The organism is uncultured Nostoc sp., assembly GCF_964245575.1.
Lineage (GTDB): Bacteria > Cyanobacteriota > Cyanobacteriia > Cyanobacteriales > Nostocaceae > Nostoc.
In genome coordinates, this window is record NZ_CAXTNP010000332.1 from 1 (window position 1) to 7342 (window position 7342).

Genomic DNA, 7342 nt, shown 5'->3' on the forward strand with positions numbered 1-7342 from the left:
CAAAGCTGTAGCCCTTATTTCGTATAGCTTAGAGCTTTTCTTAGTGCCATTCCACTCTGATCCCCCGATACACCAGAGATGCCGAACTTTCATAGATTTTGCAATGGAATGCAACTCCAGCTAGGGCAATCATTGTGATCTCTTTCGATGATTATCATGAGCCGCATTGCAAATTATACAGTTTGCGATTCATTTTAATGATAATGATCAAAATTTGTATACTTGTAGAAAAATAAAAAAGTTCAACAATAAATAATAAAGTCCAACAATAAATAAAAAAGTTCTACAATTTCTGGATATGCATGGTCTAGGCAGATCCAGAAAGGCAAGCTTTATGGCGAGAGGTAGGCAGGAGTGGACTGAGGCCAAGTTTGAACGCTACATAAAAGTTGGTTGCGGTCAAGGTAGTGGGGAGAACTACAAGCCTTGGATCACCGTCTCTGATTTCCCCTCAATGGGGAGATCGGCAAGAAGCCATGGTTGGGAAGACCAATCGAGTGCATCATTTCTTATCAGACCATGAGCGGCGGCTATTTTACTTCAGAACTTACGCATTGACAAATTAAACAATAAATGCAGTAGTAAAAAATGTGCGATGCCTACGGCGGGCTACGCCTACGCTAGTCACCAGAGGACTTGAAAGACGGATAATTTATGTTGTCTCTATAAGTGGGTTCGGACTATCAGAGCAACTACTAAGCGATCTACAGCAAAGTGGCGTAAGTCTTGAAATCTACCGAGCGCACTCGCTTCAACACTTAATAAATCAACTATACTGCCAGTCGCAGCCAGTTATACCATCTGAAATTTAAAGTTTCTTTTTTGAACATAAGGTACGGAGCTCTAAAGCATCTCAAGCGTTGACAAAATAATCGCGGTAGTAATTAGGATCAAAGGCTACAATAGATAGTCATGAACAGTCCATTGACTTGGCTTACTGCGGGCAAATTGCTATCGGTGATTTTTTTGGTGCTAGCCAACGGATTCTTTGTCGCAGCTGAATTTGCCTTGGTTGCGCTTCGCCGTAGTCGTGTCGAGCAGTTGGTTCTCCAAGCTCATCCCCGTGCAAAAGCTTTACAACGGGCAGTAAATAACTTGGATGCTTATCTAGCAGCGACCCAACTTGGTGTTACCATATCCTCTTTGGGCTTAGGTTGGCTTGGAGAACCAGCGATTGCTGTACTGGTCGAACCTGCTTTCCACTGGCTGCCAAAATCTTTATCGCAAACTAGCGCCCATACATTATCAGTAGTGATTGCCTTTACAATCATCACGTCTCTCCACATCGTCTTAGGAGAATTGGCTCCGAAAAGTTTAGCGCTTCAGCGCACGGAAAGAACAGCCTTCGCGGTTATAAATCTCTTAGAACTATACTTAGTGATATTTCGCCCTGCTGTCCAAGCTTTGAATAGTTTAGGAAATTTCGTTCTTAAGCTTATAGGCTTGGAACCAGGAAGTAGCGAAGAATTGCTTCATTCAACTGAAGAATTGAAACTTTTAGTGGCAGCTAGCCATGAAGCGGGTCTGTTGGGAGAAGCCGAACAAGACGTAGTAGAGCGAGTGTTTAGCATTGGCAACAGACAAGTCAGTGCATTTATGACACCACGCACAGAGATGGTTTGGCTTGATATTGATGAACCATTGTCAAAAATCCGCAGCCAAGTCATTGAAAGTATTCATTCATTCTTCCCAGTTGGTCAACAGAGCATTGATAACTTATTAGGTATTGTGCAAACCAAAGAATTTTTAGCTCAAAATCCAACCCAAGCCATTGAATTGCAAGCTTTACTAAAGCCACTTTTATATGTACCGGAAAGCATGAAGGCTTTGAACCTTTTAGAGTTATTTAAGAAATCTGGGACTCACCTAGCTTTAATCGTAGATGAATATGGTGTGACACAAGGCTTGGTGACAATCACTGATATTGTGGAAGCGATAGTAGGTGATATCCCAAGCAGTGAAGAACTAGCTGATCCCGATGTGGTGCAACGTGAAGATGGGTCTTGGTTATTAGATGGACTGTTACCAATTGACGAGTTGAAAGAAATTTTAGACATCAGAAAGTTGTTACCAGGGGCAGGGGTCAACTATCAAACTTTAGGGGGATTTGTCGTTAACCAGCTAGGGCATATTCCCTTGGTCGCTGAACATTTTGAGTGGGCGGGATTACGCTTTGAAGTAGTTAGTATGGATGGAAACAGAGTAGATAAAGTATTGGTCGTGCCAATGTATACTGAGAAATCTCAGTGAGAGACAATAGATAAAGGTATTTAGACAAATGGCACGCTTGTTTTCGGTAAATCCATAAGTCATAAGGCTTTTGGGTGTAAGGGTGTAAGGGAGTAGGGGTGTGGGGTCTTTTCGACAACATAGCCCATGAATCCATTCTGAGCATGATTGGTAATTTTCCTAATCGAATACTAATCAAAGAATGGTTAAAAGCAGGTTTTGTATTCCAAGGGAACCTTAACCCAACGGAACAAGGCACTCCACAAGGCGGGGTAATTTCACCCCTCCTGGCTAACATAGGTTTGCATGGCTTAGAAAATTACATTAAAGCCACCAATCCCAAACTTGGCATTATTCGCTACGCCGACGATTTCATCGTCACGGCTAGAGACAAAGAAAGCCTCAAAATCACCCAAAACTTGATTAAAGCATGGCTGTCAGAACGAGGTCTTGAACTCAGTTCTGAGAAGACGCTAATTACGTCAATGGAAGATGGCTTTGACCTTTTTTTAATTTTTAATTAAAAAAAGGTCAAGAGAGAGAAATCACCCTATGATGGAGACATAACCTAGTGGAGCGAACGCAATAGCAAGCTCTATGATAGCGAAACCTCTTTTGCCCTTAAACGGCAAAACCATATATGCGGGCACTGTGGATTAAAAATGCTCAGTGACGAGAAGGTACATCTCCATCACATTGATGAGAACTATAAGAATTGGAAGAAAAATAACCTTTTAGCCGTTCATGAAACCTGCCACGACTACTTGCTTGCATGAGCAAAACCGCAAGGTAAGAACATCGGAAGCTGGATGCACAGAAATGGGCACGTGCAGATTTATCTCCGTAAATACTGGATGAGTTAGTGTGGAAACTTGGTGAATTAAACCTCCATACTCGGTTAAAACTGGTTTCTCTGTTACAGATGTTCCAATCCAACGTTGTAATTCTTTTTCCTTCCACTTCAAGTAACAATACTCCGGACAATTTTGAGTTGAGGGAATCGACAAGAAAGCTATCGAACCATTAAGGTGCTGATTAGAACAAAAAACACCGGATCTGATAGTCATATGGAAATTGTACAAAGCTTACTGACCAAAATGGGGATTTTCCACAAACCGCAAATGAAAGCATTGAGATCAACGAACAGCTTTCAAAGTATCGTAAAGTAGTTTGTAGCGCTCAAACCCTGTTTCATACAAAGGATTTGCCTGCGGCTGTACTACATTACTATCCTGCGGTAAAATCTTGAATGCAGTTTCTAAATTGGGGTAAACACCAATCCCCACCATTGCCAAAATAGCTGCTCCGTAAGCAGCTCCTTCTTTGGCTTTGGGAGCTATAAGTTTTGTTTGCAAAACATCTACCAAAATTCGTAACCAAATGTGAGAGCGTGCGCCTCCACCCGTTGCTAAGAGTTGATCGAGGGGAGCGATCGCACTAATTACCTCCAATGATGACCGCAAGCTAAATGCAACACCCTCCAGCACAGCACGAGTTATATCTGCTTGGGTATGAGCTAATGACAGATTCACGAAAGCACCACGAGTCTCTGGATCGAGGTGGGGACTGCGTTCTCCTGCTAGGTGGGGTAGAAATAGAACACCACACGCACCAGCCTGCGATCGCTCTGCCATATTCATCAAATCGGTGTAGGATATATGCGGGGCAAATGTATCTCGATACCAACGCAGAGAACCACCTGCTGCTAGCGTTACTCCTAGCAGATGATAGCCACCATCCACATGACAGAATAAATGCACCCGACCTTCGGGATCGGGAATTGGGCGATCGCACGGTGCAAAGATCACTCCTGATGTGCCAATACTCAAACTACCCCGGCTCAGGTTGCTTGATGAGATGCCCAAACCGATAGCTGCTGCGGCATTATCACCTCCACCTGCGACCACAGGTAATCCCACAGGTAATCCCACACGGGCGGCTATTTCTGATTTTAGCCGTCCAGCGATCGCGGTAGATTCGATGACTGGGGGGAATAACGCGCGGTTGATATCAAGAGCATGGAGAATATCTGTATCCCATTGCCGATTTGCCAGATTCAGACAGCCAACACCAGAAGCATCTGATGGTTCTGTAAATATTTCGCCAGTTAGCACATATCCCAGATAATCTTTAGGCAAAAGAATCCGCCACAACCGAGTGTATGCAAGTGGATCTTCAGTCCGCAACCATAGAAGCTTCGGTAGTTGAAAGCCAGTAATTGCCGGATTTCCAGTGCGTTGGATTAATTCATGGCGGGGAATTGTGGCTTCAATTTCAGCAACAGCTTTACCCGTGCGCTGGTCATTCCACAAAATTGCCGGTCTAATCGCTTTGCCCTCCGCGTCGAGAGGAACCATACCATGCATCTGTCCAGACAAACCGAGGGCAATCGCTTGGTATCCGTCTAGCTGTTGAGTAACATCGAAGAGAGCATCCAAACTCGCTTCCACCCAATCCGATGAGTTTTGTTCCGTCCAACCGGGTTGTGGAGTTAACAAGGGATAGCTTCTGGTTGCTTGAGCGATAATTTGCCCTTGCAGATCGACTGCGATCGCCCGTACTCCTCCTGTACCCAAGTCTAAGCCAACTACGATGTCAGTCAAGTCGCTTCGCTCCAATTAAAAATTATTAATTATTAATTAAAAATTGAATAAACAAATCTTAATTGTACATTTTTAATTCCCAAAGGGTGGGGGCTTCTACACAAAAATAATTAAAAAGTAAGAATAATAATTTTTAATTTTAAAAAAGTCAATTGCCCCTCCAAATTCTTAAGATTCAAAAGGCGGAAATGAAACTTCCGCCTTAAAAGGTCGCGGCTTTCACTCTCCGGTTAAGTTTTTACTAATGTTTCTTTAGCTCCAAACTTATATAATCCATGTAAATGATTCGTAACTGACTCAACAAAATGTGATGACTGCGATAAATCGCCAAAAATCTCAGTCAGGTTGAGCAATGCTTTGGCATCACTGCCACTTGAATGAGCTAGTTGAGTCAGAGTACCTGCTATTGGGTCATCAATGGGAATGGTGTTACCTTGGTCATCCTGTCCGTTGAGGTAACGGAACCAAGCTGCAACCGTTAGGCTCATGTAATCAATAGCTCCTCCTTCGCGTAGTGCATCACGGACTGAGCCGAGAACAAATTTTGGCATTTTTGCGGAGCTATTGAGGCAAAGACGCGGGAGCTGATCTCGAATTTTGGGATTGGCAAAGCGTTCAATTAAGGTCTTTTTATAATTATCTAAATCAATCCCAGGTACAGGTTGAAGTGTGGGCGTAACTTCTGCCATCAAACGATCAACAGCTTGTCGGATTAATGGATCTGCCATGACCTCATGAACATAGGTGTAACCTGCCAAGGAGCCGAGATAGCCAATTAACAAGTGACTGGCGTTTAGCAGTCGAATTTTCATCATCTCGTAGGGATGAACATCACTGGTCATCTGAACGCCAACTGATTCCCAATTAGGTCTACCTGCGCTGAAATTGTCTTCGACTACCCACTGAAGAAACGGTTCGGCAACAACTGGAAAGGCATCATTGATGTTAAACTGTTCCGCCACCATTTTGATATCTGCTGGGGTTGTAGCGGGGGTAATGCGATCGACCATGCAGTTAGGAAAGGCTACCTGTTCGGCAACCCAATGCCCCAATTCCGGATTCTGCATTTCGGCAAATGCAGTTAACATTTTGCGGGCAATGTTGCCGTTACCTTGCAGATTGTCACAAGACAATACGGTAAACGGTGCTATTCCTTGTTGACGACGCCGATCGAGGGCTGCTGTCAAAAAGCCATATACTCCAATTGGCTGATCAAGATGCTGCAAATCGTATTGGATAGTCTGGTGATTCGCATCAAATTCACCGCTACCTTCAATATAGTAGTAGCCTCCTTCGGTAATGGTGAGGGTGACGATGCGGCATTTGGGATCTGCTAAGGTGTCAATCACAGCTTGGCGGTTATCTGGAGCAAATAGATATTCTGTAATTGCTCCAATCACACGAGCGCGATCGCCTTCTGTGGATCTTTCAACTAAGGTATATAAACAATCTTGCGATTTCAGTGCATCCCGCATCCGTTTATCGAATTCTAGTAGCCCAACCCCACAGATTCCCCATTCACTACCGGGATTTTGATGAAAGTAATTATCCAGGTATAAAGCCTGATGTGCGCGATGGAACCCACCCACACCGATATGGACAATACCCTTAGTAATTTGATGGCGATCGTAATTGGGTACGCGAACGTTATTTCCTAAATGAGACAGAGATGTTTCATTCAGCTTGATTGCTGAGTCTGTGCTGATATTGCTGTTCATGGGATTCATTTTGGGTTAGGTGGTGACGATGAACTTTGGGAATGGCTTCACCGTTGCGAGCGAACAAATGGCAAAGCTCACCGTTAATGTAAATAGGAACGTAATCGTGCATTTTAGCCGGATTATCTCCGTCTGTTTGCACAACTATGGTTTCGCCACCCGTAATTTTGATGTAGAGAAAGGTTTCTCCGCCTAATCGTTCTACAACTAATACTTCACCATTCACGCTTGAGTCATTGCGATCAAGCCGCAGATGTTCGGGACGAATTCCTAATGTTGCTCTATCCCCAACTGACATTTTGGGCTGCACCGGAATCATTACGGTTGCGTCACCAGGGAGTCTGACTGTTGCACCAGAGTCATTGACGGCTGAAACTGTCACTGAGATAAAGTTCATTTTTGGTGAACCAATAAATCCGGCGACAAATAGATTGCGAGGATGATGGTACAGTTCTAGGGGAGAACCCATTTGTTTGATGATGCTGCCTTGCAGGCACGTACCACTGAATCACTCAATTAAGCAACGGCTCAAGCTGTAAATTATATTACCGAAGATGATGCCTACGAGAAGATTCAATCATTGTGGTCTATTTACCTGAAAATTGCTGTAATTATAGTGACCCCTTAACGGAAGTATGGCTCACAAGTTGCCTTCGCTTCTCTCTGGTCAAAAGTTTTAGGGTGACTAAAAACAGGATGATACTGGAGTCGCTTACAAGCAACTTTCAACCAATACTCGAATTGAATATCCCACAATCGCACTGTGCCATCTTCACCCCCACTGACAATTGT

6 protein-coding genes are annotated in these 7342 nt (G+C 43.8%); 2 read left to right on the forward strand and 4 right to left on the reverse strand.

The features are described from left to right. Window positions 1-912: 912 nt before the first annotated feature. Both ACFFAP_RS33220 and ACFFAP_RS33225 read left to right on the forward strand, forming a co-directional pair. Window positions 913-2250 carry a hemolysin family protein gene (locus ACFFAP_RS33220; RefSeq protein ID WP_375515208.1) on the forward strand — a complete coding sequence of 446 codons (1338 nt, stop codon included), beginning with the start codon at window positions 913-915 and terminating at the stop codon, window positions 2248-2250. 98 nt (window positions 2251-2348) lie between these two features. After that, the gene (locus tag ACFFAP_RS33225; RefSeq protein ID WP_375515209.1) at window positions 2349-2753 is read left to right on the forward strand and encodes a reverse transcriptase domain-containing protein; all 405 of its coding nucleotides are present in this window, start codon (window positions 2349-2351) and stop codon (window positions 2751-2753) included. A 210-nt stretch (window positions 2754-2963) separates the two neighbouring features. On the opposite strand, the gene ACFFAP_RS33230 is transcribed toward ACFFAP_RS33225, so the two are convergent. The 4 genes from ACFFAP_RS33230 to ACFFAP_RS33245 form a co-directional block, all read right to left on the reverse strand. Next, window positions 2964-3194, reverse strand: coding sequence for a hypothetical protein (locus ACFFAP_RS33230; RefSeq protein WP_375515210.1), 231 nt, complete (start codon window positions 3192-3194; stop codon window positions 2964-2966). A 171-nt stretch (window positions 3195-3365) separates the two neighbouring features. Continuing rightward, window positions 3366-4832 carry a xylulokinase gene (xylB, locus tag ACFFAP_RS33235; RefSeq protein ID WP_375515211.1) on the reverse strand — a complete coding sequence of 489 codons (1467 nt, stop codon included), beginning with the start codon at window positions 4830-4832 and terminating at the stop codon, window positions 3366-3368. A 230-nt stretch (window positions 4833-5062) separates the two neighbouring features. Beyond that, a complete protein-coding gene (locus ACFFAP_RS33240) occupies window positions 5063-6550 on the reverse strand; it encodes a mannitol dehydrogenase family protein (RefSeq protein ID WP_375515212.1) in 1488 nt (495 codons plus the stop codon). Then, the gene (locus ACFFAP_RS33245; protein WP_375515213.1) at window positions 6507-7019 is read right to left on the reverse strand and encodes a TOBE domain-containing protein; all 513 of its coding nucleotides are present in this window, start codon (window positions 7017-7019) and stop codon (window positions 6507-6509) included. Before ACFFAP_RS33245 ends, ACFFAP_RS33240 begins: the two co-directional genes overlap by 44 nt. Between the last annotated feature and the right edge of the window lie 323 nt (window positions 7020-7342).